26 protein-coding genes and 1 tRNA gene are annotated in these 25,636 nt (G+C 73.2%); 15 read left to right on the top strand and 12 right to left on the bottom strand.

Annotated elements, in window-relative coordinates; all coding sequences use genetic code 11:
* The 15 genes from AB0I41_RS30820 to AB0I41_RS30750 all read left to right on the top strand — a co-directional run.
* Positions 1-684, top strand: a 684-nt coding sequence (locus AB0I41_RS30820; RefSeq protein WP_357114114.1) for a hypothetical protein, incomplete at its 5' end; no start/stop codon positions are given.
* Position 685: 1 nt separating this feature from the next.
* A complete protein-coding gene (locus AB0I41_RS30815) occupies positions 686-2,374 on the top strand; it encodes a lipid II flippase MurJ (RefSeq protein ID WP_357114112.1) in 1,689 nt (562 codons plus the stop codon).
* On the top strand, positions 2,371-3,537 hold the full coding sequence (locus AB0I41_RS30810; RefSeq protein ID WP_357114111.1) for a glycosyltransferase family 4 protein: 1,167 nt from the start codon (positions 2,371-2,373) through the stop codon (positions 3,535-3,537). Before AB0I41_RS30815 ends, AB0I41_RS30810 begins: the two co-directional genes overlap by 4 nt.
* Positions 3,537-6,074 (top strand): hypothetical protein, encoded by a 2,538-nt coding sequence (locus tag AB0I41_RS30805; RefSeq protein ID WP_357114110.1) that lies wholly within the window; start codon positions 3,537-3,539, stop codon positions 6,072-6,074. Before AB0I41_RS30810 ends, AB0I41_RS30805 begins: the two co-directional genes overlap by 1 nt.
* A 150-nt stretch (positions 6,075-6,224) precedes the next feature.
* Positions 6,225-7,976, top strand: a complete 1,752-nt coding sequence (locus AB0I41_RS30800; RefSeq protein WP_357114109.1) for a CTP synthase — start codon at positions 6,225-6,227, stop codon at positions 7,974-7,976.
* Complete coding sequence (locus AB0I41_RS30795; RefSeq protein WP_357114107.1) at positions 7,973-8,578, top strand: NUDIX hydrolase; 606 nt, start codon at positions 7,973-7,975, stop codon at positions 8,576-8,578. The genes AB0I41_RS30800 and AB0I41_RS30795 overlap by 4 nt, the downstream gene beginning before the upstream one ends.
* Before the next feature lie 470 nt (positions 8,579-9,048).
* Positions 9,049-10,164 carry an alanine dehydrogenase gene (gene ald, locus AB0I41_RS30790; RefSeq protein ID WP_357114105.1) on the top strand — a complete coding sequence of 372 codons (1,116 nt, stop codon included), beginning with the start codon at positions 9,049-9,051 and terminating at the stop codon, positions 10,162-10,164.
* Positions 10,161-11,168: a site-specific tyrosine recombinase XerD gene (locus AB0I41_RS30785; protein ID WP_357114117.1), complete on the top strand. Its 1,008-nt coding sequence runs from the start codon at positions 10,161-10,163 to the stop codon at positions 11,166-11,168. Before ald ends, AB0I41_RS30785 begins: the two co-directional genes overlap by 4 nt.
* 190 nt (positions 11,169-11,358) lie before the next feature.
* Positions 11,359-12,282, top strand: a complete 924-nt coding sequence (locus AB0I41_RS30780; RefSeq protein ID WP_357114104.1) for an AAA family ATPase — start codon at positions 11,359-11,361, stop codon at positions 12,280-12,282.
* Positions 12,283-12,335: 53 nt separating this feature from the next.
* Positions 12,336-13,349 (top strand): ScpA family protein, encoded by a 1,014-nt coding sequence (locus tag AB0I41_RS30775; RefSeq protein ID WP_357114102.1) that lies wholly within the window; start codon positions 12,336-12,338, stop codon positions 13,347-13,349.
* Positions 13,346-14,302 (top strand): SMC-Scp complex subunit ScpB, encoded by a 957-nt coding sequence (gene scpB, locus AB0I41_RS30770; RefSeq protein ID WP_357114100.1) that lies wholly within the window; start codon positions 13,346-13,348, stop codon positions 14,300-14,302. Before AB0I41_RS30775 ends, scpB begins: the two co-directional genes overlap by 4 nt.
* Positions 14,289-15,059: a pseudouridine synthase gene (locus tag AB0I41_RS30765; RefSeq protein WP_357114098.1), complete on the top strand. Its 771-nt coding sequence runs from the start codon at positions 14,289-14,291 to the stop codon at positions 15,057-15,059. Before scpB ends, AB0I41_RS30765 begins: the two co-directional genes overlap by 14 nt.
* Positions 15,060-15,247: 188 nt before the next feature.
* Entirely contained in the window at positions 15,248-15,928 is a 681-nt protein-coding gene (gene cmk / locus AB0I41_RS30760) for a (d)CMP kinase (protein ID WP_357114096.1), read from the top strand.
* A 76-nt stretch (positions 15,929-16,004) separates the two neighbouring features.
* The gene (der, locus tag AB0I41_RS30755) at positions 16,005-17,408 is read left to right on the top strand and encodes a ribosome biogenesis GTPase Der (RefSeq protein WP_357114094.1); all 1,404 of its coding nucleotides are present in this window, start codon (positions 16,005-16,007) and stop codon (positions 17,406-17,408) included.
* A gap of 179 nt (positions 17,409-17,587) precedes the next feature.
* A tRNA-Pro gene (locus tag AB0I41_RS30750) sits at positions 17,588-17,661 on the top strand.
* Between the two features lie 77 nt (positions 17,662-17,738).
* Here AB0I41_RS30750 and AB0I41_RS30745 read toward each other — a convergent pair.
* The 12 genes from AB0I41_RS30745 to AB0I41_RS30690 all read right to left on the bottom strand — a co-directional run.
* Entirely contained in the window at positions 17,739-19,022 is a 1,284-nt protein-coding gene (locus tag AB0I41_RS30745; RefSeq protein ID WP_357114092.1) for a site-specific integrase, read from the bottom strand.
* Complete coding sequence (locus tag AB0I41_RS30740; RefSeq protein WP_357114090.1) at positions 19,022-19,228, bottom strand: excisionase family DNA-binding protein; 207 nt, start codon at positions 19,226-19,228, stop codon at positions 19,022-19,024. The genes AB0I41_RS30745 and AB0I41_RS30740 overlap by 1 nt, the downstream gene beginning before the upstream one ends.
* 18 nt (positions 19,229-19,246) lie before the next feature.
* Entirely contained in the window at positions 19,247-21,037 is a 1,791-nt protein-coding gene (locus AB0I41_RS30735) for a replication initiator (RefSeq protein WP_357114089.1), read from the bottom strand.
* Positions 21,037-21,303, bottom strand: coding sequence for a hypothetical protein (locus AB0I41_RS30730; RefSeq protein ID WP_357114088.1), 267 nt, complete (start codon positions 21,301-21,303; stop codon positions 21,037-21,039). The genes AB0I41_RS30735 and AB0I41_RS30730 overlap by 1 nt, the downstream gene beginning before the upstream one ends.
* Positions 21,300-22,133: a DUF2637 domain-containing protein gene (locus AB0I41_RS30725; RefSeq protein WP_357114087.1), complete on the bottom strand. Its 834-nt coding sequence runs from the start codon at positions 22,131-22,133 to the stop codon at positions 21,300-21,302. Before AB0I41_RS30725 ends, AB0I41_RS30730 begins: the two co-directional genes overlap by 4 nt.
* Positions 22,120-22,416 carry a hypothetical protein gene (locus tag AB0I41_RS30720; protein ID WP_357114086.1) on the bottom strand — a complete coding sequence of 99 codons (297 nt, stop codon included), beginning with the start codon at positions 22,414-22,416 and terminating at the stop codon, positions 22,120-22,122. Before AB0I41_RS30720 ends, AB0I41_RS30725 begins: the two co-directional genes overlap by 14 nt.
* The gene (locus tag AB0I41_RS30715) at positions 22,413-22,724 is read right to left on the bottom strand and encodes an RRQRL motif-containing zinc-binding protein (protein WP_357114115.1); all 312 of its coding nucleotides are present in this window, start codon (positions 22,722-22,724) and stop codon (positions 22,413-22,415) included. Before AB0I41_RS30715 ends, AB0I41_RS30720 begins: the two co-directional genes overlap by 4 nt.
* Before the next feature lie 38 nt (positions 22,725-22,762).
* Complete coding sequence (locus AB0I41_RS30710) at positions 22,763-23,062, bottom strand: hypothetical protein (protein ID WP_357114085.1); 300 nt, start codon at positions 23,060-23,062, stop codon at positions 22,763-22,765.
* Positions 23,062-23,505, bottom strand: a complete 444-nt coding sequence (locus tag AB0I41_RS30705; RefSeq protein ID WP_357114084.1) for a hypothetical protein — start codon at positions 23,503-23,505, stop codon at positions 23,062-23,064. The genes AB0I41_RS30710 and AB0I41_RS30705 overlap by 1 nt, the downstream gene beginning before the upstream one ends.
* Positions 23,506-23,603: 98 nt before the next feature.
* Positions 23,604-24,047, bottom strand: coding sequence for a hypothetical protein (locus tag AB0I41_RS30700; RefSeq protein WP_357114083.1), 444 nt, complete (start codon positions 24,045-24,047; stop codon positions 23,604-23,606).
* The gene (locus tag AB0I41_RS30695; protein WP_357114082.1) at positions 24,044-24,916 is read right to left on the bottom strand and encodes an FtsK/SpoIIIE domain-containing protein; all 873 of its coding nucleotides are present in this window, start codon (positions 24,914-24,916) and stop codon (positions 24,044-24,046) included. Before AB0I41_RS30695 ends, AB0I41_RS30700 begins: the two co-directional genes overlap by 4 nt.
* An 83-nt stretch (positions 24,917-24,999) precedes the next feature.
* A partial coding sequence (locus AB0I41_RS30690) for a hypothetical protein (RefSeq protein ID WP_357114081.1) occupies positions 25,000-25,636 on the bottom strand: 637 nt, incomplete at its 5' end.

Below are 25,636 nucleotides of genomic sequence, written 5' to 3'. Positions count from 1 at the left end.
GCGCTCGGCGCCGCCAGCGTCCCCTCCGGCGCGGCGGCCCTGGTCGCCGGCCTCGGCGCCGGCGCGGTCGGGCTCTACGACGACGTGGTCGGCGGGCGGCCCGAGCAGAAGACGGCGAAGGGCTTCGCCGGCCACCTCGCCGCGCTGCGCGAGGGGCGGGTCACCGCCGGCATGATCAAGGTGGTCGGGGTGGGCGCAGCCGGGCTCGGCGCGGCCGCCCTGCTGGCCGCCGACCCCCGGGTCGCCGCCCGTCGGCCGGGCCAGCGCCCCCTCGCCCGCGCGGTCGACGTGCTGCTCGGCGCCGGTGTGGTGGCGGGCACCGCCAACCTGCTCAACCTGCTCGACCTGCGTCCCGGCCGGGCGCTGAAGTCCGGCCTGCTGCTCGGCGCCCCGCTGGCCCGGGGCCCGCACGGCGGCATCGCCGCCGGGGCGGCCGGCGCGGCGGCCGGGCTGCTCGACGAGGACCTGGACGAGCGGGTGATGGTCGGCGACAGTGGCGCGAACGCGCTCGGCGCGGTGCTCGGCGTGGCGCTGGCCGCCCGTACCGGGCCGGTCGGCCGGGCCGGGATCCTGGCGGTGCTCGCCGGGCTCACCGCGGCCAGCGAGAAGGTCAGCTTCACCCAGGTCATCCAGCGCACCCCCGGCCTGCGTGAACTCGACGCCCTGGGCCGGCGATCCGACTGACGTGACCAGACCGGCACCCCTCGCCGGCGCCGGCCGCGTGGCCGGAGCGGCCGCCCTCATCGCCGTTCTCACCGTGGTCAGCCGTCTCGCCGGCTTCGGCCGTACCGCCGTGTTCACCTGGGTCGTCGAGCGCAGCGACCTCGGCGGCATGTACGTGATCGCGAACACCGTCCCGAACATCATCTTCGAGATCGTCGCCGGCGGGGCGCTGGCGAGTCTCGTCGTACCGCTGCTGGCCGGGCCGGTCGCGGCGGGTGACCGTCGGACGGTGGCCGCCACCACCGGGGCGTTGCTGACCTGGGCGCTCACCCTGCTGGTGCCGCTGGCGGCGCTGGTCGCCCTGCTCGCCGACCCGATCATCTCGGTGATCAGCGACGCCCGTTCCCCGGCCGAGCTGGCGGCGGGCGCCCGGATGCTGCGCGTCTTCGCGCCCCAGCTGCCGCTCTACGGGGTGGGCATCGTGCTGACCGGGGTGCTCCAGGCACACCGGCGCTTCGCCTGGCCGGTGATCGCGCCGCTGCTCTCCAGCCTCACCGTGATCGTGGTCTACCTGACCTTCGGCCTCACCCAGGGGCGCGGGGCCACCATCGCCGAGGCCAGCCGGGGCGGTGAACTCATCCTCTCCGGCGGCACGACGCTCGGCGTCGTCGCGCTGTCGCTGTCGCTGCTCGTGCCGCTGCGCCGGCTGGGGCTGCGGCTCCGCCCCGGGTACGGCTTCCCGGCGGAGGCCCGCGCCCGGGTCGGCGGCCTGGCGGTGGCGGGCGCGGTCACCGTCGCCGCCCAGCAACTCGCCCTGGTCGTCATCCTCAACCGGGTCTCCGGCGGCCCCACCGGCTCGCCGCAGGTCTACAACCTGGCCCAGACCATGTACCTGCTGCCCTGGGCGGTGCTGGCGGTGCCCCTCGCGGTCGCCGCGTACCCGGCGCTCTCCGCCGCCTCGGCCGCCGGCGACGAGGACGGCTACCGCCGCACCCTGGCCCCGGCGGTGCGTGGCGTGCTGCTCTTCAGCTGCCTCGGCGCGGCTGCCCTGGTCGGCACCGCCGAACCGGTGGCCCGGTTCTTCTTCGGCGCCGACGCGGTCGCCCCGGCCGCCGCCGCGATCGCCGGGTTCGCCCCCGGCCTGCTGGGCTACGCGCTCTTCGCCGTCCTCTCCCGCGCTCTCTACGCGCGGGGCGCCACCCGGGCTGCCACCGCCGCGATCACCACCGGCTGGCTCGCCGTGCCGGTCGCGGCCGTGCCGCTGGCCGCCCTGCTGCCCCGGGCCGACCGGGTGCTCGCGGTGACCCTCGCCAACTCGCTCGGCATGCTGCTGCTCGGCGCGCTGCTGGTCGTGGCGGTGCTACGGGCCGCCGGCCGGTCCGCCCTCGCCGGCGTCGGCCGCGCCGCCAGCGCCGGGCTGCTCGCCGCCGTGCTCGCCGCGCCCGCCGGCGCGCTCACCTCCCGGTGGCTCGCCGACGCCGGTGGCGGCACCCCGACGACAGCGGAGGCACTCGTTCAGGGCATGCTGTCCGGGGCCGTGGTCGGCGCCGTGTTCCTCGCCGTGGCCTGGCTGACGGACCGGCCGGACGTCCAGCCCCTGCTTGCCGGGGTGCTGCGGCGGCTGGGCGCCCGACGGCGGACCGCGCCGCCTGACCCGCAGGACGGCAGCTCCCCGGAACGGGGTGACGGGAAGGAGACGGTGTCCCGATGACCGACGCGACGTCGGCGCCCCGCTGGCAGGGCACGGTCGTCCTGCTGCTGGCCTCCAGCACCGGCGGGGTCGGGCAGCACGTGCGGTCGGTGGCCCGTGGCCTCACCGCGGCCGGCACCCCCGTGCTGGTCTGCGGGCCCGCCGCGGTCCAGGACCAGTTCGACTTCACCGCCGTCGGGGCCCGCTTCGCCCCGGTGGAGATCCCGGCCAGCCCCACCCCGGCCGACGCGCGGGCCGTGTCCGCGCTGCGCCGGGCACTGGCCGCGGAGACCGTGCGGGTCGTGCACGCCCACGGGCTGCGCGCCGGTCTGGTTGCCGCGCTCGCCCGGCCGGCCGCGCCGCTCGTGGTCACCTGGCACAACGCCGTGCTCGCCGGCGGTGTGCGCGGGCAGCTGTCCCGGCTGGCCGAGCGGGTGGTCGCCCGTTCCGCCCGGGTCGCGCTCGGCGCCTCGGCGGACCTGGTCGAGCGGGCCGCCGCGCTGGGCGCCGCCGACGCCCGGCTCGCCCCGGTCGCCGCGCCCACCCTGCCCGCCCCGCGCCGCCGGCGCGCCGCCGTTCGCGCCGAGTTCGGCGTCGTACCGGGCCAGCCGCTGGTGCTGTCCGTCGGCCGGCTGCACCCGCAGAAGCGGTACGACGTGCTCGTCGACGTCGCGGCCCGCTGGCGTACCCGGACCCCGCCGCCGGCCGTCGTCATCGCCGGCAGCGGCCCGGCGTACCTGCAACTGGCCGCCCGGATCTCCGCCGCCCGCGCGCCGGTGACCCTGCTCGGCCACCGCACCGACGTGGCGGACCTGCTCGCCGGGGCCGACGTGGCGGTGGTCACCAGCGACTGGGAGGCCCGGCAGTTGTTCGCGCAGGAGGCGCTGCGGGCCGGCGTGCCGCTGGTGGCGACCGCCGTGGGCGGGCTGCCGGAGCTGGTCGGCGACGCCGCGGTGCTGGTGCCGGCGGGGGACGTCGACGCGGTCGACGCGGCGGTGCGCTCGCTGCTGGACGACGAGAGCCTCCGCGCCGACCTGGCCCGGCGCGGCGTCGCCCGCGCCGCGACCTGGCCGACCGAGGAGGACACCGTCGCCGCGCTGCTCGACCTCTACGCCGAGTTGGGCCGCGACGCCGCCGGGCCGGCGGCCCCCGGCGCGGACACCCCCTCGACGGGGCGCCGCTGATGCTGCGCAGACTCACTCCGGTCCTGCTCATCCTGCTCGTGGTGGTGCTCGGCGTGACCGCGCTGGCGGCCCGCCCGGAGGCCGGCGCGCCCCGGCGCACCGCCGACTTCGTGGTGCTCGCCGGCGTGGCCGGGCTGCGCTGGGACGACGTCGACCCGCAGACCACCCCGACCCTGTGGCGGATGGCCCAGCAGGGCTCGATCGGCTCGCTGTCCACCCGTTCCGCGCACCGCCCCACCTGCCCGGTCGACGGGTGGCTCACCCTCGGCGCGGGCAGCTACGCCGCCTGGAACGGCAGCCGGCAGGAGGGTGCCTGCCCGTCGGTCGGCGTGACGATCGAGCAGCCGGACCGGATCGGCGCGAACCTGCCCGACCAGGAGAGCGTGGTCCTGCACAACCAGGACCGGCTGCCCTGGGGCGCGGTGCCCGGCTCGCTGTCCGAGTCGGTGCGCTGCTCGGTGGCGATCGGCCCCGGTGCCGCCGTGGCCGCCGCCCGCCCCTTCGGCCGGGTCGACCGGTACGCCCCGGAACTGCCCGACGATCCCGCCGGCCTGCTCGGCTCCTGCGTGCTGAGCATCGTCGACCTGGGTACCGTCTCCGGTGACGACCCGGCGGCCCGGGCCGCCGAGGCTCGCCGGGTCGACGCGGCGCTGGCGACGGTGCTCGCCGCCCGCCCGCCGCGCTCCCTGGTGATGCTGGCCGGGGTCTCCGACACCGAGACGCCGTCCCGGCTGCACGTGGCCGTCGCCGACGGCCCCGGCTGGGAGGGCGGACTGCTCACCTCGGCCAGTACCGGCCGGGAGGGCTACCTGCAACTGGTCGACCTGGCACCGACGGCGCTCGCCGCGCTCGGCCGGCCGATGCCCGAACGGCTCTTCCTCGGCCGTCCCGCGATCCGCGTCGACGGCCGGCCGGACGACCTGGCCGCCGCGATCGCCGCCCCGTCGGACGCCGACCGGGAGGCCGCGGCCCAGCGGACCGTGGCCGGCTGGTTCTTCGCCCTGCTCGCCCTGGCGCAGGTGGGGCTCTTCGTGGCCGTGCTGCCGCTGCTGCGCCGGGCCCGCCGGCTCGCCGGCCCGCACGGCCCGCCGCCGGTGTCCCGCCGGGTGGTGGCGACCGTGGAGCTGCTGCTCGTCGCCGCCGCGCTGGCGGTGCCGGCCGCCCTGCTCGCCGACGCGGTGCCCTGGTGGCGGGGGGACGACGCCGGCTGGTGGTTCGGCCTGGTGACGGTGGCCCTGACCGTCGCGGCGACCGCCCTGGTGCGCTTCGCCCCCGGCCACGAGCGCACCCTCGGCCCGCTCGGCGCGGTCGCCGGGCTGGCCACCCTGGTCGTCGGCGCGGACGTGCTCAGTGGGGCCCGGTTGCAGCTCAACGGCGTGGTCGGCTACTCGGCGCTGGAGGGCGGCCGGTTCGCCGGGCTGGGCACGGTGGGCCTGGGCGTGTTCCTGGCCGGCGCGCTGCTCAGCGCCGGCCGGCTCGCCCAGCGGTTCCGCCGGGCGTGGCGGCCGATGGTGGTGGTGACGGTCGGCGGGACGGCCGTGGTGGTGGTCGGCAGCCCCTACCTCGGCTCGGACCCGATCGGCGCGGTCGCGCTGACCGCCGGGGTGGCGGTCGCCGCCGCGATCAGCACCGGCGGCTGGCTCACCGTCAGCCGGCTGGTCTGGGCCACCATGGCCGGCCTGGCGCTGACCATCGGGTACGCCGTGGTGGACCTGCGCCGGCCGGCGGAGGAGCGGGGCAGCCTCGGCCGGTTCCTCGCCGCCCTCGGCGACGGCACCGGCGGGTTGACCGTGCACCGCTCCAGCACCGCGAACTACGAGACCCTGGTGAACAGCCCGCTGACCGTGCTGGCCGTGGTCGGCGCCCTGCTGGTCTGGTTCGCCCTGCTCCAGCCGTGGGGCGGGCTGATGCGGCTGTTCGGCATCTACCCGGCGATCCGGGCGGCGATGGCCGGCACCGGCGTGGCGGCGCTCGTCGGCGGACTGCTCGGCGGGTCGGCCCTGGACGTGGCCGGGGCGGCCGCCGCGCTGGTGGTGCCGATGGCAGCGCTGGCCTCGCTGCGGGTGCTCGACCACTCCACCGACCGCACCCAACCGGGCGCCGGCCGGCAGCGCGGCGACGGGCCGGGCGGCCCGCCGGCCGGGGACGCGCCGGACGACGGGCCGGGTGGTGGCAGCACCACGGCGGCCGACGACGGCCCGCGGACCGACCGCCCGCAGCCCGACGGCGGACGTACCCGGGACGCTGGCGCGGGCGACGACGGCGCGTCTGTCGGCGTCGAGGGCGGCTCCGGCGCCCGGCGCCCGGCGCCCGCAGACACCGCCGGCGGCGCCAGCGACGGTGCCGGCGACACCGCCGAGGGCGACCGCGACACCGCCGACGGCGACACTGCCGGCGGCGGCAACGGCGGCGGCAACGGCGGCGCCGGGGTGCGGCGCGCGGGGGAACGGCCGGCGGGGGCGGGCGGTCCGGCCGTGCCCGCCGCGCGGAGTCCGGAGCGGGCCGCCACGGCATCGACCGAGGTCGTGGCGGACTGACCCGCACCGGACACCGGAGTGGGCCGGAGCGGGTGCGACGCCGGGTCCGGGCCGGGGAGGTGTTACCGTGGAATCCCGTGGATCGCGTGATCACTTTGCTGATCGGCACGGCGGTTCGCACGACCGCTACGGACGACACGGGAGCAGGCCTTGGCCCCTTCAGCACGGACGACCAGGCACATTTTCGTCACCGGGGGCGTCGCCTCCTCGCTGGGTAAGGGCCTCACCGCCTCCAGCCTCGGCAATCTGCTCACCGCGCGCGGGCTGCGCGTGGTGATGCAGAAGCTCGACCCGTACCTCAACGTCGACCCGGGGACGATGAACCCGTTCCAGCACGGCGAGGTCTTCATCACCGAGGACGGCGCCGAGACCGACCTCGACGTCGGGCACTACGAGCGCTTCCTCGACCGGGACCTCTCCGGCAAGGCGAACGTCACCACCGGCCAGATCTACTCGGACGTGATCGCCAAGGAGCGCCGCGGCGAGTACCTGGGCGACACCGTCCAGGTCATCCCGCACATCACCAACGAGATCAAGTCGCGGATCCTCGGCATGGCAGACCCGGACGGCGACGGCCAGATCCCGGACGTGGTGATCACCGAGGTCGGCGGCACCGTCGGCGACATCGAGTCGCTGCCGTTCCTGGAGGCGATCCGCCAGGTCCGCCACGACCTGGGCCGGGACAACTGCTTCTACCTGCACGTCTCACTGGTGCCGTACCTGGCGCCGTCGGGCGAGCTGAAGACCAAGCCGACCCAGCACTCGGTGGCGCAGCTGCGCAGCATCGGCATCCAGCCCGACGCGATCGTGCTGCGCTGCGACCGGGAGATCCCGGAGAAGCTCAAGGAGAAGCTCTCGCTCTACTGCGACGTGGACCGGGAGGCGGTCGTCGCCGCTCCGGACGCGCCGAGCATCTACGACATCCCGAAGGTGCTGCACCGCGAGGGCCTCGACGCGTACGTGGTGCGCCGGCTCGGCCTCTCCTTCCGGGACGTGGACTGGGCCAGCTGGGACGACCTGCTGGACCGAGTGCACCAGCCGCACCACACGGTGACCGTCGCGGTGGTCGGCAAGTACGTCGACCTGCCCGACGCGTACCTGTCGGTGAGCGAGGCGATCCGGGCCGCCGGCTTCGGCCACCGGGCCCGGGTACAGCTGCGCTGGGTGCCCAGCGACGACTGCGTCACCCCGGCCGGCGCGGCGGCCGCCCTGGCGGGCGTGGACGGCATCGTCATCCCGGGCGGCTTCGGCGTGCGCGGCATCGAGGGCAAGATCGGCACCGCCCGGTACGCCCGGGAGAACGGCATTCCGCTGCTCGGCCTCTGCCTCGGCCTGCAGTGCATGACCATCGAGGTGGCCCGCCACCTGGCCGGCCTGGACGGCGCCAACTCGCTGGAGTTCGACGAGCAGGCGAAGCACCCGGTCATCGCCACCATGGCCGACCAGGAGGACATCGTCGCCGGCAAGGGCGACCTGGGCGGCACCATGCGGCTCGGGGCGTACCCGGCGACGTTGACCGAGGGGTCGCTGGTCGCCGAGGCGTACGGCAGCACCGGGGTCAGCGAGCGGCACCGGCACCGGTACGAGGTGAACAACGCCTACCGCGACCAGCTCACCAAGGCCGGCCTGCGCATCTCCGGCACCTCGCCGGACGGCCGGCTGGTCGAGTTCATCGAGCTGGACCGGAGCCTGCACCCGTTCTTCGTGGCCACCCAGGCGCACCCGGAGGTGAAGAGCCGGCCGACCCGCCCGCACCCGCTGTTCGCGGCGTTCGTGAAGGCGGCCGTGGCGTACTCGGAGGCCGACCAGCTGCCGGTGGACCTGGACGCGGTGGCGGCGGCCCCGGCGGCGAAGAAGGCCTCCCGCAACGGCGCCACGGCGAGGGCGGCGTCCGCCTCGTGAGCGCCGTCGAGCACCGCTACGAGCTGCGCGACCGGCAGGAGCGTTTCCGCGGCCGGATCTTCTCGGTGGTCACCGACGAGGTGACCATGCCCGGCGGCGGCACCGCGAAGCGGGACTACGTTCGGCACGTCGGCGCGGTCGCGGTGGTGGCCCTCGACGACGCCGGCCAGGTGGTGCTCGTCCGGCAGTACCGGCAGCCGGTCGGGCGGCACCTGTGGGAGCTGCCCGCCGGGCTGATGGACGTCGACGGCGAGCCGCTGCCGGCAGCCGCCGCCCGCGAGCTGGCCGAGGAGGCCGACCTGACCGCCGGCACGCTCGACCTGCTGGTCGACGTGCACACCTCGCCGGGCTTCTCCGACGAGGTGGTCCGGGTCTTCCTCGCCCGCGACCTCGCCGACGTGCCGGCCGACCAGCGGCACGAGCGCCGCGAGGAGGAGGCGGACATCCAGATCGTCCGGCTCGACCTGGACGAGGCGGTCGGTATGGTGCTGGCCGGGGAGATCACCAACGGCCCGTGCGTGGCCGGGCTGCTCGCCGCCGCCCGGGCCCGCGACGCGGGCTGGTCGGTGCTGCGCCGGGCCGCCGCCCCGCTGCCCTGCTGATCCGGGTTCGCCCGGAAGGGCCGCGCGGTTCGCCGCGCGGCCCTTCCGCGTCCCGCGCCGGCCCTGCCCGGCCGTCCCCGCCTCCCCTGCGACGGGTGGCGGTGTCGGACGGGTGGGACACCGCGCTTTGCGGCGTGTCGCGGGGTCGGGCAAGTAGTCCCGTCCGACGGGTGATCGGGCGGCGGGCACCGAGCGGGGCGGCCTCAACACCCGGCGTGTCGCCTGCGGCTTCCGCCCGGCGGTACCCGTCGCGCGGTGCGACGATGAGGGCGAACGCCGAGCGGGGGAGCGGGCCGCACACCTGACACATCGTCAGGCGGAGCGGGCACCGGATGTCACTGTGCTGGGCCCCGGAGGGTGCTGCCGCGCCTAGACTGCCGCCGGTGGGACCGGTCGACCGCGCCGGCAATGGGGCCGTCGCGGCGCCGAGCAGTCGGGGGTGAGCTGCCCCGAAGAGAGGTGTCTGCATCGTGAAGGTCGGAATCCCACGCGAGGTCAAGAACCACGAGTACCGCGTGGCGATCACGCCGGCGGGCGTCAACGAGTTCACCCGCAGCGGTCACCAGGTCTTCGTCGAATCCGGTGCCGGCGTCGGGTCGAGCATCACCGACGACGAGTTCGCCGCGGCCGGCGCCAAGATCCTGGCCACCGCCGACGAGGTGTGGGACACCGCGGAGCTGGTGCTCAAGGTCAAGGAGCCGATCGCCGAGGAGTACCACCGGATGCGCGAGGGGCAGGTGCTCTTCACCTACCTGCACCTGGCCGCCTCGAAGGAGTGCACCGACGCGCTGGTCGACCGGAAGGTCACCGGCATCGCGTACGAGACCGTCGAGCTGCCCGACCGGTCGCTGCCGCTGCTCGCCCCGATGTCCGAGGTCGCCGGTCGGCTCGCCCCGCAGGTGGGCGCCTTCTACATGATGCGTACCGGCGGCGGGCGCGGCGTGCTGCCCGGCGGCGTCTCCGGCGTGTACGCGGCCAAGACGGTGGTCATCGGCGCCGGCGTCTCCGGCATGAACGCCGCCGCCATCGCGCTGGGCATGCAGTCCGAGGTGCTGCTGCTGGACAAGAACGTCGCCCGGCTGCGCCAGGCCGACGCCATCTACCGCGGCCACCTGCAGACGGTCGCCTCCAACGCGTACGAGATCGAGCGGGCCGTGCTCGACGCGGACCTGGTCATCGGCGCGGTGCTGGTGCCGGGCGCGAAGGCCCCGACCCTGGTCTCCAACGAGCTGGTCTCCCGGATGAAGCCGGGCAGCGTGCTCGTCGACATCGCCATCGACCAGGGCGGCTGCTTCGAGGACTCGCGTCCCACCACCCACGCGGACCCGGTCTACAAGGTGCACGAGTCGATCTTCTACTGCGTGGCGAACATGCCCGGCGCGGTGCCGAACACCAGCACCCACGCGCTGACCAACGTCACCCTGCCGTACGCGCTGGAGTTGGCCAACCACGGCTGGCGCGAGGCGCTGCGCCGCGACCCGGCCCTGGCGCTGGGCCTGAACACCCACGCCGGTCAGGTCACCTACGGCCCGGTCGCCGAGGCGCACGGCATGCAGACCCTGCCGCTGGCCGAGGTGCTGGCCTGACCGGCGACGACCTCACCGCCGCACCCGACGGGGCCGGCCCGGGCACGTCGCTCGCGCCGGCCCTGCGCCGTGCCGTCCGCGGCTACCTCGACCACCTGATCGTCGAGCGCGGACTGTCGGCGAACACGCTCTCCTCGTACCGCCGGGACCTGGAGCGGTACCTCGACACCCTGGCGGTGGCCGGGGTGACCGACCTGGCCGCCGTCGGACCGGGACAGGTCGAGTCGCACCTGGCCCGGCTGCGGGCCGGGGACGAGGGCCACCCGCCGCTGGCGGTCTCCTCGGCGGCCCGGGCGGCCTCCGCGGTGCGCGGGCTGCACCGCTTCGCGCTGCGCGAGGGGCTGGCCGGCGCCGACCCCAGCCGGGACGTCCGGCCGCCCACCCCGCCGCGCCGGCTGCCCCGGGCGCTGCCGGTCGACGACGTGGTCCGGCTGCTGGAGACCGCCGGCGCGGTGACCGCCACCGGCGACGGCGCGGCCCTCGCGCTGCGCGACCGGGCGCTGCTGGAGTTCCTGTACGGCACGGGCGCGCGGATCTCCGAGGCGGTCGGCGCCGCGGTGGACGACCTCGACGTCGACGAGGGCACCGCGCTGCTGCACGGCAAGGGCGGGCGTACCCGCCTGGTCCCGATCGGCGGGTACGCCGTCGAGGCGCTGCGCGCCTGGCTGGTGCGGGCCCGGCCCGGGCTGGTCGCCGCCGGCCGGGGCACTCCGGCGGTCTTCGTCAACGCCCGGGGCGGCGCGTTGACCCGGCAGGGCGCCTGGACCATCCTGCGCCGCGCCGCCGAGCGCGCCGGGCTGCCGGTGGACGGGCCGACCGCGGTCTCCCCGCACACCCTGCGCCACTCGTTCGCCACCCACCTGCTCGACGGCGGCGCCGACGTGCGGGTCGTGCAGGAACTGCTCGGCCACGCCTCGGTGACCACCACCCAGGTGTACACGTTGGTCACCGTCGAGCGGCTGCGCGAGGTGTACGCCACCGCGCATCCCCGCGCCCGCGGCTGACCGGGCCGCCCCGACCTGCCGGTCGGGACGCCCGACACGCCGGACCGGTACCGAACGCGCTGCTGGTCCGTGGCGTACAGTCGGCATCGGCGCGGACCTCCTGGGGCGACATCCGGGGTGCGCAGCGGCGCCGCGCAGGACGTCGGACAGCTCCGACGCCGGGTGGTCGTCGGGAGGGGGCAACGAGGACATGGCTGGCAACGGTGACCGTGCCGACGCCTGGACGTCGGAGCTCCGCGAGCAGCAGGCGTCGCTCGGCGCTGACCTGGGTCCGGCGGACCCCGCCGCCTACACGATGCGCAAGCCGATCCCCGAGCCGATGCCCACCGACCGGCACGGGCCGGCGCGGATCATCGCGATGGCCAACCAGAAGGGTGGCGTCGGCAAGACCACCACCACCATCAACCTGGGCGCCGCGCTCGCCGAGTACGGCCGCAAGGTGCTGCTGGTCGACTTCGACCCGCAGGGCGCGCTCTCGGTCGGGCTGGGGGTCAACCCGCACAACCTCGACCTGTCGGTCTACAACCTGCTCATGCAGGACGACGTCACCGCCGAGGACGTCCTGATCAAGACCGACGTCGCCGGGCTGCACCTGCTGCCCGCCAACATCGACCTCTCCGCGGCGGAGATCCAGCTGGTCAACGAGGTCGCCCGGGAGATGGCCCTGGCCCGGGTGCTGCGGACCGTCCGCAAGGAGTACGACTACATCCTGATCGACTGCCAGCCCTCGCTGGGCCTGCTGGCGATCAACGCGCTGACCGTGGCGCACGGCGTGCTCATCCCGCTGGAGTGCGAGTTCTTCAGCCTCCGGGGCGTGGCGTTGCTGCTGGACACCATCGACAAGGTGCGCGAGCGGCTCAACTTCGACCTGGAGCTCGAAGGCATCCTCGCCACCATGTACGACAGCCGCACCACGCACTGCCGGCAGGTGCTCCAGCGGGTGGTCGAGGCGTTCGGCGACAAGGTCTACCAGACCGTCATCACCAAGACGGTGAAGTTCCCGGAGTCCACGGTGGCCGGTTCCCCGATCACCACGCTCGACCCGGCCTCCTCGGGGGCCCGCAACTACCGGCAGTTGGCCCGTGAGGTGATCGCCGCCCAGGCCGACCGGTAGGCGGGGGTGCACCTTCGCGCCGCCGCGCCCGGAGTGTGGACTACGGTCTTCCGGTGACCGCGCCACCCCTCGACCCGTCGGCGAACCCGGAGCAGCCCCCCGTGGTGGCCGCCGAGGTGCCGGCCGACCCGGCCGGGGTGCCGGGTACGGCGGAGGAGAGCGCCGGCTTCACCGTCCGGCTGGAGAACTTCACCGGCCCGTTCGACCTGCTGCTGCAACTGATCGGCAAGCACAAGCTCGACGTCACCGAGGTGGCGTTGCACAAGGTCACCGACGAGTTCATCGCCTACATCCGGGCGATGGGCGACCAGTGGGACCTGGACGAGGCGAGCGAGTTCCTGCTCATCGCCGCCACCCTGCTCGACCTGAAGGCGGCCCGGCTGCTGCCCGCCGCCGAGGTCGAGGACGAGGAGGACCTGGCCCTGCTGGAGGCGCGGGACCTGCTCTTCGCCCGGCTGTTGCAGTACAAGGCGTACAAGGAGGCGGCGGCGCACATCGCCGAGCTGGAGGCGGTGGGCGGCCGGCGCTACCCCCGGGCGGTCACCCTGGAGCCCCGGTACGCCGAGGCGCTGCCCGACCTGGTCCTCGGCATCGGTCCGGAACGGCTGCTCAAGCTCGCGATCAGGGCGATGACCCCGAAGCCGACGCCCGAGGTCTCCATCGCGCACGTGCACATGGTCCGGGTGAGCGTCCGGGAACATGCGGCGATCCTCACCGAGCGGCTGCGCCGCGCCGGTACCGCCACCTTCTCGCTGCTCTGCGCCGACTGCGAGATCACCCTGGAGGTGGTGGCCCGCTTCCTGGCGCTGCTGGAGCTGTACCGGGAGGGGCTGGTCTCCTTCGTGCAGGACCAGGCCCTGGAGGAGTTGACGGTGCGCTGGACGGGCCCCGCCGAGGGCGACACCGAGCTGCACATCGACGAGTACGCCGGCTCCCCGGCCGAGTCGGACCCGGGGGCCGCCCCGGCCGAGCCGACGTCGGCCACGCCGGCGGAGCTTGGTGGGGCGGCGTCGGCGGCATCGGCGGACGGGGACGGGACGGGTACGACGGAGGAGCGAGCGGGATGAGCAACGAGGAGCACCGGAACTCCCTGGCCGACCAGGCGGCCGCCTGGATCCCACCTTGGGAACGCCCCGCCCCACCCCGCGCCACCCCGGCCGAGCCGTCCGACCAGCCCACCGAGCCGTCCGACCAGCCCACCGAGGCGTCCGCGCCGGTCGCCGGCCAGGACCCTGGCGGAACCGGCCCGACCGAGACCGGCCTGACCGCGACCAGCCTGAACGAGGCGCGCCCGACCGACACTGAAGCCTCCGACCCCGCGTCAACGGGCGACACCGATGGTGGGGCAGCCGACTCCGCGCCGACGGGCGGCACCGACGGGCCGGCGGGAGAGGGTGCGGCTGCCGGCGTACCGAAGAAGCCGCCGGCGCCTCGGCGGCGGGTGACGCCCGCGCCGGAGCCGGCGCCGGTGCTGGACGACGCGGAGTTGCGCGGCGCCCTGGAGGCGATCCTGCTGGTGGTGGACGAGCCGGTCAGCGAGCTGACCCTGGCCCAGGTGCTGGAGCAGCCCGCCGAGCGGGTCGGGCCGATGCTGGACGAGATCGCCGCCGGCTACACCGCCGCCGGGCACGGTTTCGAGCTGCGCCGGGCGGCGGGTGGCTGGCGTCTCTACACCCGCCCGGAATACGCCACCTACGTGGAGCGGTTCGTGCTGGACGGGCAGTCGGTACGGCTGACCCAGGCCGCGCTGGAGACCCTCGCGGTGATCGCCTACAAGCAGCCGGTGACCCGTTCGCGGATCTCAGCCATCCGGGGTGTGAACTGCGACGGGGTCATCCGTACCCTGGTCTCCCGCGGGCTGGTCGAGGAGTGCGGCACCGAACCGGACAGCGGGGCGTTCCTCTACCGGACCACCACCATGTTCCTGGAAAAGCTGGGGCTGAACTCGGTGGCCGACCTCCCGCCGCTCGCCCCGTTCCTCCCCGACGACGTAGAAGAGCTTGCCGATGCCACGCGATGACCGTTCCCCCAAGACCGACGCCCCCGTGTACGAGGGGGCCGAGCGCCTGCAGAAGGTGCTCGCCGCCGCCGGCGTGGGCTCCCGGCGCGCCTGCCAGGATCTGATCTTCCGCCGGCGGGTCACCGTCAACGGCCGGGTGGCGCAGCTCGGCGACAAGGTCGACCCGGCCACCGCCGTGATCCACGTCGACGGCGAGCGTCTCCAGGCCGACAACCGCCTGGTCTACCTGGCGTTGAACAAGCCGCGCGGGGTGGTTTCCACCATGGCGGACGAGAAGGGACGCACCGCGCTCGCCGACTTCATCGGCAACCGGGTGGAGCAGCGGGTCTACCACGTGGGCCGGCTCGACGCCGACAGCGAGGGCCTGCTGCTGCTCACCAACGACGGCACTCTCGCCCACAAGCTCATGCACCCGTCGTACGAGGTGCTGAAGACCTACCTCGCCGAGGTCGCCGGGCCGATCCCGCGCAACCTGGGCAAGCGGCTGATGGCCGGGGTCGAGCTGGAGGACGGGCCGGTCAAGGTCGACTCGTTCAAGGTGGTGGACACCCTGGGCAAGACCGCCCAGGTGGAGCTCTCCCTGCACGAGGGGCGCAAGCACATCGTCCGGCGGCTGCTGGCCGAGGTCGGGCACCCGGTGTCCCGGCTGGTGCGTACCGCGATCGGGCCGATCCGGCTGGGCGACCTGCGCGCCGGGCGGACCCGGCGGCTGACCAATGCGGAGGTCGCCGCCCTGTTCAAGGCCGTGGGTGACTGACCCCCGCGTTCGGGGTACGGCTGCCGGTAGGCTTCGTCGCGGTCCGCGGGCCGGCGGGTGGCGTGGGTCGCCCCCGGCGGCGCCGCGCGGCGCCGCCCGCGAGGCGCGGGCATGATTGACGATGGACAACCGCTCAACGGCGCCGGAGACACCGGCGACCCGCGAGGTACGGGCTGAGGAGGACAACGGTGGAGGAAAACGTACGGGCCGGGCGCTGCGTGGTCGCTGTGGACGGGCCGTCCGGTTCGGGTAAGTCCACCGTCTCGCGGCGGCTCGCCGCCAGCCTCGGTGCCCGCTACCTCGACACGGGGGCAATGTACCGGGCGATCACCTGGGCTGTGCTGCGCTCCGGGGTCGACCTGACCGACGCCGAGTCGGTGGCCAAGGTCGCCGGCGAGGTCGACCTGCGCATCGGCACCGCCCCCCAGGGGTACGGGGTGACCGCCGACGGCGTGAACGTCGACAAGGAGATCCGCGGCCCCGAGGTGACCGGGGCGGTCTCCGCCGTGGCCGCTGTGCCGGCGGTACGCGAACTGCTCGTCGCCCGGCAGCGTCAGATGATCATCAACGCCGGCCGGATCGTGGTCGAGGGCCGCGACATCGGCTCCGTGGTGGCGCCCGACGCCGACCTGAAGGTCTACCTGACCGCCTCCGAGGCGGCCCGCGCCCAGCGGCGCAGCGCCGAGGACGCGGCCGACGTCACGGCGACCGCCGCCGACCTGGCCCGCCGGGACAAGCTCGACTCGACCCGCAAGGTCAACCCCCTCCAACAGGCCGCGGACGCGGTCGAGCTGGACACCACCGAGCTGGGCATCGACGAGGTCGTCGCCCGGCTGCGCGACCTGCTCACCCAGCGGGGGGTGGCATGAGCGAGCGCAGCGAGCGAATCATCAGGCACAGTGCGGCGCAGCCTCATGCTGCTGCCGAGCGGAGCGAGGCGGCGGCATGAGCGAGGACATCGGTTGGGTGGAGCTGCGGGAGCCGGACCTCGACGTCGAGGAGCCGTCCGGCCCGCAGCCGGTGGTGGCCGTCGTCGGCCGCCCCAACGTGGGTAAGTCGACGCTGGTCAACCGGATCATCGGCCGGCGCCAGGCGGTCGTCGAGGACGTCCCCGGGGTCACCCGGGACCGGGTGCCCTACGACGCGCAGTGGAACGGCCGGGCGTTCACCGTGGTGGACACCGGTGGTTGGGAGCCGGACGCCAAGGATCGGGCCGCGGCGATCGCCGCGCAGGCCGAGACGGCCGTCGCCACCGCCGACGTGGTGATCTTCGTGGTCGACGCGATGGTCGGTTCGACCGATGTGGACGAAGCCGCGGTGAAGATGCTGCGGCGCAGCGCCAAACCGGTCATCCTGGTGGCGAACAAGACCGACAACACCGCCATCGAGATGGAGGCGACCTCGCTCTGGTCGCTCGGCCTCGGTGAGCCGTACCCGGTCTCCGCGCTGCACGGTCGGGGCTCCGGCGAGCTGCTCGACGCCATCCTGGACGCCCTGCCCGAGGCGCCGAAGATCGTCGAGAACCGGCCCCGCGGCCCGCGCCGGGTGGCGCTGGTCGGCCGCCCCAACGTCGGCAAGTCCAGCCTGCTCAACCGGTTCTCCGGTGAGGAGCGGGCGGTGGTCGACGCGGTCGCCGGCACCACCGTCGACCCCGTCGACAGCCTGGTGGAGATCGGCGGCGACGTCTGGCAGCTGGTGGACACCGCGGGCCTGCGCAAGCGGGTCGGCAAGGCCAGCGGCACCGAGTACTACGCCAGCCTGCGGACCGCCTCGGCGATCGAGGCGGCCGAGGTGGCGGTGGTGCTGCTCGACTCCAGCGAGCCGATCAGCGAGCAGGACCAGCGGATCCTGTCCATGGTCACCGAGGCCGGGCGGGCCCTGGTCATCGCCTTCAACAAGTGGGACCTGGTCGACCCCGACCGCCGGTACTACCTGGACAAGGAGATCGAGCGGGAGCTGCGCCGCATCCCCTGGGCGATCCGGCTCAACCTCTCGGCCAAGACCGGCCGGTCGGTCGACAAGCTCGCCGCCTCGCTGCGCAAGGCGCTGGCGAGCTGGGAGACCCGGGTGCCGACCGCGCAGCTCAACCAGTGGCTCACCGCGCTGGTGCAGGCCACCCCGCACCCGGTGCGCGGTGGCCGGGCGCCGAAGATCCTCTTCGCCACCCAGGCGGGAGTTGCGCCGCCGCGGTTCGTGCTCTTCACCACCGCGCCGCTGGACGCCGGCTACCAGCGATTCGTCGAGCGCAAGCTGCGCGAGGAGTTCGGCTTCGAGGGCAGCCCCGTGGAGATCTCCGTACGCCCGCGAAAGAAGCTCGGCCCCGGCGGCCGCGGCAAGGCGCACGGCTGATCCGTACCGTTCCCGTCCGCCGGGTGGAGCCCTCACGCTCCACCCGGCGTTCTCTTTCCTAGGATGCTCTAGGGGGAGTGGTGTCGGACGCGTGCGACGCGGGAGGGGCCTGTGCGCGTGGTGCGAAGATCCTGCGCTAAGCTGAACCGGCTGCCGCGGGGGAGACCGCGCGGGGGCATCGGGACGTGGCGCAGCTTGGTAGCGCACTTGACTGGGGGTCAAGGGGTCGTCGGTTCGAATCCGGCCGTCCCGACAGCAGGTCAAAGGCCATCTCACGGAATGCGGAGATGGCCTTTTTCATGCCCGTACAGCAGCAAAGTACAGCAGCGCTCATCCGTCGAGGCTCTCGCCCAAGCGCCGGAGGGCGTCACGGGTGGCCTTGGGTGACGCCTGGCTGTAGACCTCCATCGTGATCGAGAAATCGGCGTGCCGGAGAATCGCCATCGCGATCCGGGGATGTACGTCCAGGTCGACGAGCAGGGAGGCGCAGGTACGGCGGGCGTCATGCACAGTGATCTTCTTGACCCCGGCCCGGAGGCAGCCGGCATCCCAGGAACGCGAGAAATTGCGCGGCTCGACCGGCAGACCGTAGCGGGTGGTGAAGACCATGTCGGTGTTGTGCCATCGCTCGCCGGCCGCCGTCGCGGCGGCTTCCTGCCGAAGCCGTCGGTGCCGAAGCACGCTGACGCAGATGCCGGGCAGCGGTAGGGGAGCGTCCGACTCTTCGGTCTTTGTCTCCCGGTGCAGGAGCTGCCCGCGTACCCGTTGGAGTTGCTTGTCGACCAGGAGGCACACGTCGTACCTGTCACGGCAGGGTTCGCAGAACCGTTCGCCGTGTCCGTCACAGCGCAATTGCCAGCCGCCCCAGTCGATGTGGTCCCAGGTGAGCCCCAACACCTCGCCTTTGCGTAGGCCGAGGACGAGGACCAGGACGTACGCGGGGTAGAGGTAATCTGTCGCCTCCCGAGCTGCCTCAAGGAACGTCCGAGCCTCCTCGCTGGACCAGGTGTTGCCCTTGCGGCGTCGCACGGCCGGCAGCTTGACCAAACCAGCGACGTTCTTCCCCACGAGCTCATCGGCTTGAGCTTGGGACAGTGCCGACCGTAGAACCGCCCGGATGCCCTTCAACGTGCGTACGGACGGAAGACCCTTGCAGCACTTGCCGATGGCGCAGCACCGTTGCTTCTTGGCCGGGCGGTGGGCGTCTTTGCTCTGCGCGCAGCACTGGCACGTCTTGGCCACCTGATTGATCCACGTCTGCACATCCCGGACCGACAGACGATCCAACCGCTTCGTACCGAGGCCGGGCACAACGTAAAGCCGAGCAAGGGTCTCGTAGGTCGCGTAGGTCAGCGGTGCCCTGTTCGGCTCGACGACCTCGGCGAGCCAGTAGGCCGCGTAGCTACCGACGGTCGGTACCTTCGTCGCCACCGGGCCGCGCTTGGCCTCGGTGTGTAGCTTGATCCACTTATCGTGGACGATTTCCCGCGTCTTGCCATAGACGTATTTGCGGGTGCGCTTGCCGTCCGGCTTCGTGACCCAGACGTATGCGGCGTAGCCGTTGCGGTAGGGGAAGATCGAGCCTTCGCCGTTCGCGCGGGTGCGGCCGGGCATCAGGCGACCTCCTGCCGCTCGACCTGGTCGCGGATGTACTCGTCGACCCACTCAGGCAGGACACGGCGGTACTTGCCATCCTTAATCGAGCGAAGTTCTCCGGTGGCAATCTTCATCTTGACTTTGGACAGGCCGAAGCCGAGCAGAACGGCGACCTCGGCAGGTGAGTACCACTTCGGGACGAGTGGGCGGGCGGGGCGGCTCATGAAAATGACCTCCAAGAGTCAGGCAGCAGGTGTGAGGGCTGGCAGGGCGGTGCTGAGTTCGTGGGCGAGTTCTTCGCGTCCGGCGGCTTGTCGAGCGCGGGCGAGGGCGGCGGCGGTGTTGGCGAGCAGGGCGTCTCCGGTGGTGTGCCAGCCGACGCCGGCGAAGGTGAGGGTGCCGACGATGAGGGTGGTGTCGTCGAGGTGGTCGACGACCTTGATGGGTTCGTCGGCGCCCTGGTCCTGGTCCTCGTTGCGGCGGTAGGTGACGCGGGTGTCGCGGAGGAGTTGGAAGGTGACGGAGTAGCGGCGGGCTTTGGTGAGGAAGTGGCCGCCGAAGCCGAGCATGTGCGCCCACCGGCGTAGCCGTGCGTACGGGTTGCCGCTGGCCGGTTTCCTCGGTTCGGCGTCAAGGGCGGCTTGACGCTGGGCGATGCACGTAGGGCAGGCGGCGTAGCGGGTGTGGGTGCCGCAGTCGGGGCATTCCCAGCGCTGGACGAAGCCGGGGGTGGGCCGGTGGTCGCGGGGCCGGTCGAGCAGCGGCACGGGGGTGTGGGTGGGTCGGCCGATGCGCCAGCAGGCGTCGATGAGGCGGGCGGTGTGGTCGCCGTCGGGGTCGGCGTAGTCGCCGATGGTGTCGGCGTCGAGCCTGACGGAGCGGTGCCCGGTTACCTCGGTGCTTTTGGTGGCGTACTTGGCAAGGTAGCCGGCGACCATGCTGTCGGTGACTTCACCGCCCCCGGTCAGGCTGATGGGTCGGATGTCGAGTTGGGTGCCCCAGATGACGGGCCAGCCGGTGGGCTGGTCGGGGTGGGCGGGGGTGGTGTAGTCGACTTGGGCGGCGGCGTGGCGGATGGCGTCGTCGAGGTCGGCGGCGGTGAACGCGGCCGGTGGTGGGATGACGGCGGTGGGGTCGGTGGGGTGGATGCCGTCGAGGCGGATGAGGGCGTGGAAGTGGACCGCGCCGCGTGCTTGGAACTCGGCGGCTTTGCCGTGGGACAGCCGGACCGGGGCGACCTTGCGGACCTTCCCGGCGGGGGTGACCAGCTCGACCGGTGGGATGCCGCGTCGGCGGGCGAGTTGGGCGAGGTGGCGTTCCGCGGCTTGCTTGGTGCGCCGCCACAGCTCTCCGGCGAAGAGGTTCCAGACGACCTGGTGGTCGTGGTCGTAGCAGTCCAGGCACAACGGCTGCCCGAGGACGGCGTCTGTCGGTTCGTGTCGTGCCCAGCAGACGGCGGGCCGGCTGTGGGGGCACAGGCCGGCGGTCGGGTCGTCGGTGCGGCGGGCGTGGCAGGGGTCGGGGCGGCAGTCGCAGCGCTTGCGGTTGACGCAGGTGTGCCGCTTGACCGCCCGGTTGTGGACGGGGCCGAAGGACGGTGCGGTGAAGGTGGCGAACACAGCGGGGTGTTGGGAGACGGTGTCGGGGACGCCCTTGCCGCCGACGAGGCCGGCGCGCAGCAGCTGGTAGGCATCGCGTTGGTAGACGGTGGCGCAGGTGGGGCAGACAGTGGCACGGCGGTTGCCGCACGCCTTGTAGATCGCGGCATCCGGCATGGCGTCGGTGTGCCGGGCGTCCAGGAGCCGGCCGGTGGTGGGTTCGACGGTGAGGAGTTGCCCGGCGAGGCGGATGGGTCGGGTGCAGCCGGCGGCGGGGCGGACGTGTTCCAGCCAGCCGAAGTAGTCGGGGTCGGTGGCGCGGAGGAAGGCGGAGCCGGCGGCGGTGTAGGCGTGCACGGGGGCGGTGGTGTCGGCGTTCGAGCCCACACCCCGGGCCGTGGTGGCTCGGGGTGTGAGGTCCAGCGTCGAGGCCATCAGCCGGCAACCTCGTCGAGGTGGCGGGTGGTGATGGTGCGTTGGGTGACGATGATCCGGCAGGCTCCGCACTGGCGGTCGGCCGGTACGTGCCGGTGGCACGCAATGGTGGTGGTCACGTCGCCGCAGCGGATGGTGACCGGGGTCCGGCAGGGTCCGCCGGGGATGACGTCGACGACGGTGCGTCGGGTGTCGTAGGGGTGTGGCTCGGCGAAGGCCGGGCAGGTGTGGAAGGTGTATTCGATGTCGACGACGTGGATGGTCATCGGGCACCACCGCTGACGGGGGTGCCGTTGACGGCCGGGGTGTGGCCGGTGATGGTGTGCAGCAGTTCCCGGGCGATGTCCGGGCCGACGGAGAGCAGTTCGGCGAGTTCATCGCCCGTGATGGGCCGGCCGGTGGTCTGCTCGTGTCGTCCGATGACGAAGCGGGCGGTGGGGACCAGGTGCGCGGGCACCTCGGGCCGAGTGATCGGGATCGGGGTGAGGGCAGGTGCCTCGATGACGGCCGGCGTCGGTACCGGCGGGGTGTCCGTAGCCGGCGGGGTGTCGACAGCCGGCGCCGGGGCCGGCGGGGTGTCGGTAGGTTCGGCCGCCGGTGGGGTCTTGGTGGCGAGGTGGTTGGCGGCGGTGAGGAGGGCGGCGGCTTCGGCTTGGATGGCGGCGAAGTCGGGGCGGATGCGTCCGGCGACGAGTTCGACGCCGATGACGAGGACGACGACCAGGGCGAAGACCAGGCGTAGGCCGAGGCTGCCGGGGGATGCGAAGTTGATGGTGGCCGACAGCAGGGCGGCGGCGGCGAAGACGACCAGGGCTCCGCGTTTGGCATCGCGGGCGATGCCGGAGGTGCGGACGACGGTCAGCATGGACACCATGGCGGCGTCGAAGATCAGCGGCACCAGGTAGGCGAAGTACCCGGCGTTCTGGGTCCACAGGTAGTGGGCTTGGTGCAGGTAGCTGGTCAGCAGCGCACCGAGGAGAACGAACCGGTTGTAGCGCTTGATCGAGTTGATTGCCTTGAGCATGGCCGGTACGGCGTTGCGGGCGTACTCGGCGGCGAACTGTTCGGTGACGGTGGCCGGGTCAGTGGTCGACATGGGGAGTCACCTCCGGGGCCGGGATGGTGTCGATGGGGATGAGGTCGACCACGCCGGAGCAGTGGGCGCACATGATCGGGGCCAAGCCCTGGGCGGCGAGCTGGTCGCGGAAGCAGGGCAGGCAGGTGAAGTCGGCCGGGAACAGCCCGTCTCCCTCGCACAGGGCGCAGGGGCCGAGGCAGACGGGGCAGGGCTTGTAGACGGGGCCGAGGATGTTGTGGATGCCGGCGGGCGAGCTGCCCTCGATGCACCACAGGCACGGGTCAGAAAGGTGGAAGCTCACGACGGGTTCCCTTCGTGGCAGTCGAGGCAGCAGCCGTAGCGGCGGGGGATGTAGTAGGGCTGCACCACGCCACAGGCGGGACAGGTGCGGCGGGCGCGGAGGGCCTTGGCGATAGCGGCCCGCTGGGCCGGGGTGGCGATGCGCTTGGGCGCGGCCAGGTCAAGCCGGTAGAGGAAGGCCAGCCGCTTGCCGCGTCGCCAGAGGATCTGGGCGACCGGTTCGTGACCGCCGGGTCGAAGGCCGGCGGCGCGGAGTTGCCGGCGGGTGGCCAGGCCCTCGGGGGCCATCCGGTAGGGGTAGGTGGGCATCCCGTAGCGGGTGCCGGTCGGGTCGTAGATGACAGCGGTCACGGTTGGCCTCCCCAGCGCTGCTGGGCGGCCTGCTTGGAGATGCCGAGACGTTGGCCGATCTCGGTCCAGGAGTAGCCGAAGGCCCGCAGCCCGACGACGGCGTCGCCGATGGCCTCGTCGAGGTTGGCCGACAGGGCGAGAAGGTCGCGGAGTGCTTCGACGTCACCGGCGGCGACGCGACGGCCGTGGGCGCGGATGATGCGCCGGGCGAAGGCGGCGAAGGCGTCGTTCTCGACGACCTCGCGGCGCTTGGGTCGGTTCGGGGTGCGCGTCAAGGACGCCTTGACGGTGAACATCAGTTGTCGCCTCCCTGCGTGTAGAGGCGGTCCCACTCGTCGGCAGCCGCTTCGAGGGCGGTGATGACCTGCTCGGCGGTACGGGCCGGGTCGTCGTTCCACGAGTAGGGGGAGGTGTGTTCGTCGATGACGAAGCCGTCCTCGTCGGCGAGGAACACCGGGGTGGTGGTGTCGAGGTAGTCGACGAACACGCCGAGGGTGGCGAGGTAGTCGGCCAGGGCGTCGGGGTCGAGCTGGGAAAAGTGCTCGACGCGGTGACCGGCGCAGGCGATGCCGATGGCCCCGGCGGCGCAGGCCGGCGGGGTGGGGTAGTCGGCGGGGGCGTAGATGTCGTAGTAGCTGCTCTGGGTCCAGCCGTGCCGGCGCAGGTAGAGGGCAGCGCACCGCAGCAGGTCAGCGGGGGTGACCCGTGCTGCGGTGGGTGGGTTTTGGGTAGCCTTCATGGCAGCCACGTCCTTTCGGGGCTGTTGGTGGGAGGTCGGCGGAACCGGTTCGCTTTTGCAGGGCTGAGGCCGGTTCCGTCGGCCGTTCTTCTCGGTGGTCAGCAGCCGGGGCAGTGGCGCTTGCCGCTGCCGGCGGTGCCGCGCAGGGCGGCGAGGATGAGCGCGGCGACGGCCAGGAGGCCGGCGATGATGGCCGCGTGGTCGATGAGGAACGCCACCAGGTAGAAGGCGGCGGCGACGAGGCCGGCAACCACGATGGCGACGGCAGTGGTGATGGCGATGACTCGTCGGGTACGGCGGCTGCGGCGGGGCCGGACCCGGTCGGTGATGTGGGTGCGCAGCGAGGTGACCCGCACCGGACGAGGGCCGGCGGTGGTGTCGACCAGGCGTAGGGCGACCCGGATACGCGGGTCGGTCGGCGACACGGGCCGGGGTGCGCTCAGGGAGATGAGCGTTCCGGCGGTGTGGTGGTTGCGGATGACGTTGGCGACCTGGTCGGGCAGGCCGATCAGGGTGTGGTCGCGGTAGCCGATGGCGTTCATACGGCGATCTCCCAATCCATGCGAGAACCCGCCGGGACGCTGCTGCCGCCGGTGGGGCGGCGGATCCAGGCGGCGTAGTCGGCGATGTTGTAGATGTCGGTGTCGGTGAGGTAGGCGGCCTTGATGCGGCGGGGTACGCCGCCTTCGGCGAGGAGGTAGGCCGCGCCCTGGTTGGTGGGCGAGATGTCGGAGGCGGTGTAGCCCTGCTCGGCCCAGCCCTGACCGAGGATGATGTTCGAGCTGTTCAGCGAGGTGCAGCGGAACGCGGCCCGGTAGCCGAACAGGTCCCGCAACGAGGCGGGGATGATGTCCCAGGAGGGCCGCTGGGTGGCGGCGACGACGGGCATGCCGCAGGCGCGGCCGAGGGAGACGAGCCCGCGCAACAGGGTGGAGAACTCCTCCTGTTGCTGCTTGGTGCCGAGCACCGTGGAGAACATGGCGAGTTCGTCGATGATGGTGACGATGACGGACATGCCGTCGCCGGGGCCGAGCTTGCGGCGCCGGTTCGCCAGGAGCCAGGTGTAGCGGTTGGTGGCGACGACCAGGAGGCGACGCAGGACGGAGATGCCCTGCTCGATGTCGGGGCCGATGAAGGCGTCGGCGATGTCGCGCCAGGGGCCGAGTTCGACGAGCTTGGCGTCGAAGAGGACGAGGCGGGTGTTGTCGCACAGCGCGCCGTGTCCGCAGATGTTGTTGACCAGGCCGGACTTCCCGCCTCCGGGCTCCCCGGCGGCGAGGAGGTTGTGGTAGATGACGTCGAGGTAGACGGGCTGGCCGAACTCGTCGATCCCAATGAAGACCGGGTCGAACATCGACAGGCCAGGACCCACCGGCACCGCAGCAGCGGAGGTGGGAATCGTGGTGGTCATGGGTGCCCTCCGGGGCGTTGTGGGCGCGAGGAGCCACACGAACGAGCCGCAATCGGCTCCTCGCGTCCCGAGTTGGGTAGAGGTCAGATCCAGTCGGAGGTGTCGTCGTCCGGCGCGGACGACACGGAGGAAGCCGCGGGCTTGCTGCCGTTGGCGGTGGTGGCCGGCTTCTTCGCCGGCTTGCCCTGGGTCGGAAGGGTGACCGTCGGCATCTCGATATCCGGCAGGTCCAAGGCGGTGGGCACCGTCAGCGGCGATGCCGAGACGGGGGCGGTCGGGTCGATCACGTCGACCAGCGGGGAACCCACGGTGGCGTTCAGCACTTCACGGCGCTTGATGTCGAACCGCAGGTACGCGGCGTTGTTCTCCGAAGCGCGCTCGATAAGCACGGTGGAGGCGTGGCAGGTCACGGCGATCTTGTCGAGACGGCCTTCCAGGTCCTTGGCCGACAGGCCGGGGCGCAGGTAGACCCAGACCCGCTCGCCGACCGGGGTGGGGCGTGCCCACAGGATCAGCGGGAGGCTGCCGGAGGAGTTGGCGATGATGAACTGCGCGAAGCACACGCGCAGCCGATGGCGCACGATCAGGCACCACGTCCAGGCGATGACCTGGCGGCGAAGGACCGGGATGGCGGCGGGGACGCCGACGACCAGGGCGACGACGAGCAGCATCACCACGGTCGGGGTGTGGTTGGCCAGCTGAACCCAGCAGGTCAGCAGC

This window comes from Micromonospora sp. NPDC050200 (assembly GCF_040656135.1).
Taxonomy (GTDB): domain Bacteria; phylum Actinomycetota; class Actinomycetes; order Mycobacteriales; family Micromonosporaceae; genus Micromonospora.
Note: the sequence above shows the minus strand (reverse complement) of the source record. Positions and strands in the feature narration are given on the sequence as shown.

Coding starts and splice junctions, on each gene's coding strand:
- AB0I41_RS30745 (WP_357114092.1), bottom strand. CDS start 19,022: ATGCCCGGCCGCACCCGCGCGAACGGCGAAGGCTCGATCTTCCCCTAC.
- AB0I41_RS30725 (WP_357114087.1), bottom strand. CDS start 22,133: ATGTCGACCACTGACCCGGCCACCGTCACCGAACAGTTCGCCGCCGAG.
- AB0I41_RS30730 (WP_357114088.1), bottom strand. CDS start 21,303: ATGACCATCCACGTCGTCGACATCGAATACACCTTCCACACCTGCCCG.
- AB0I41_RS30735 (WP_357114089.1), bottom strand. CDS start 21,037: ATGGCCTCGACGCTGGACCTCACACCCCGAGCCACCACGGCCCGGGGT.
- AB0I41_RS30805 (WP_357114110.1), top strand. CDS start 3,537: ATGCTGCGCAGACTCACTCCGGTCCTGCTCATCCTGCTCGTGGTGGTG.
- scpB (WP_357114100.1), top strand. CDS start 13,346: ATGAGCAACGAGGAGCACCGGAACTCCCTGGCCGACCAGGCGGCCGCC.
- AB0I41_RS30695 (WP_357114082.1), bottom strand. CDS start 24,916: ATGACCACCACGATTCCCACCTCCGCTGCTGCGGTGCCGGTGGGTCCT.
- AB0I41_RS30705 (WP_357114084.1), bottom strand. CDS start 23,505: ATGAAGGCTACCCAAAACCCACCCACCGCAGCACGGGTCACCCCCGCT.
- AB0I41_RS30700 (WP_357114083.1), bottom strand. CDS start 24,047: ATGAACGCCATCGGCTACCGCGACCACACCCTGATCGGCCTGCCCGAC.
- AB0I41_RS30710 (WP_357114085.1), bottom strand. CDS start 23,062: ATGTTCACCGTCAAGGCGTCCTTGACGCGCACCCCGAACCGACCCAAG.
- AB0I41_RS30715 (WP_357114115.1), bottom strand. CDS start 22,724: ATGCCCACCTACCCCTACCGGATGGCCCCCGAGGGCCTGGCCACCCGC.
- AB0I41_RS30740 (WP_357114090.1), bottom strand. CDS start 19,228: ATGAGCCGCCCCGCCCGCCCACTCGTCCCGAAGTGGTACTCACCTGCC.
- AB0I41_RS30780 (WP_357114104.1), top strand. CDS start 11,359: ATGGCTGGCAACGGTGACCGTGCCGACGCCTGGACGTCGGAGCTCCGC.
- AB0I41_RS30765 (WP_357114098.1), top strand. CDS start 14,289: ATGCCACGCGATGACCGTTCCCCCAAGACCGACGCCCCCGTGTACGAG.
- AB0I41_RS30810 (WP_357114111.1), top strand. CDS start 2,371: ATGACCGACGCGACGTCGGCGCCCCGCTGGCAGGGCACGGTCGTCCTG.
- der (WP_357114094.1), top strand. CDS start 16,005: ATGAGCGAGGACATCGGTTGGGTGGAGCTGCGGGAGCCGGACCTCGAC.